The sequence below is a fragment of the Helicobacter sp. 23-1044 genome (assembly GCF_053654695.1).
In genome coordinates this window covers 1-1334 of the sequence record NZ_JBSIUQ010000029.1, presented here as the reverse complement: position 1 = coordinate 1334, position 1334 = coordinate 1, and the positions used below count along the sequence as shown (strand labels likewise).

1 protein-coding gene is annotated in these 1334 nt (G+C 41.1%); it reads right to left on the bottom strand.

The features are described from left to right. On the bottom strand, positions 1 to 1334 hold a 1334-nt coding region (locus tag ACWIUD_RS12040), incomplete at both ends, for a hypothetical protein (protein WP_454149401.1).

Below are 1334 nucleotides of genomic sequence, written 5' to 3'. Positions count from 1 at the left end.
CCTGCGCCTAAAAAGTTATATGCGATTTCTTGCATTCCATTTGTCACGCCGCTAACGCGCTTGATTTGCTTATTTCCTAAATTTTCGATTTCTAATTTGTCTTGCGTGATTTGCGTGGCGTTATAAGTGCTAAAAGTCCTATCAATCCACCATCCTTGCTGTGTTTTGCTCTTTTCATAGTTATTTACGCCTGTGATTTTGCCGACTTCGGTTAGATTGCAATACTCACATTGAAACTCATAAAAGACTTTTGAGTTTGAGGCGGTGTTGAAATTTGTCGCTTGATTATCCGTGTCAATGGCATTTATCCGCGCACGGAGGATTAGCAATTCATTATCTAGCGTTGTGTCATATTTGGGATAATATGAGTTTGGAAACTGCGCGAAGGCAATCTCGCTTGGAATGCCATTTGGGAAATTTTTATTTGTGAAAATTGGTTCGCTTTTCATATTTGGCGTAAATGGGACGCCTTTATCTTTATCGACTTTTACAATCGCGCTAGATTCTGCGATACCATCTTTGAAATCCTTCGCAAAGACAATCAGCGGTTTGCTCCCATCCTTGCCTAAAATCTCTAATGCAAATCCTTTTCCCGCAATATCTTTGATTTCAACTGCTAGATTCTGCGATGAGCAGGTTTGCGAAAAGGTTGTGGCAGGTGTCTTTTTATCGCTTTTTAGCGCGGTAAATCGCACTTTGCTCCCTTCCTCAATCTCAGGTGTGCTTCCCTGCCCGAAATATAGGACTTTTAGCGCGTTGCCATTTTTATCTAACAACTCGATTTTGAAATCATTTGGGACGACTTCATATTCAAACTTCAACTTTAACGCCACGGGGAATGGACACGGGAAGTCTCCACTACCACAGAGATTTTGTGCTTTTTGCTCTTTTATTTTATCTACCATTGCTTTATCAATAATTGTCGCATCTATCTCGCCTAAAAGGGCATTTTGCTCATTTATGCTCCAAAGAATGCCCCCTGCGCTTGTGCCTTGCGAGAGATTTATGGAGCTTTCATTCAATTTATTTGCGGTGGCGCAGGTGGAGTTTGCGGTGGTGGGTGGCGCAGAATCTGCGTTTGTAATGCCTTTTACGCTAACATTTGGCGTGGCAGAGATTATGCCGATAGAATTTGCAGAATCTACGCCGATATCAACAGCATTTTTCGCGGTGAGTGCTTCAACTTTGGCGAGATTTATTACTAGTGCTTCGCCTAACTTTACCACAGGTTTTTTATTCCATTTGTCATTATTATGCGTGGTTTGCTTTGCTTCGCCTTCATTATTTGAGTATTTTAAGTCTAAGATTTGGGATAGTAAATTTTCATTATTGCC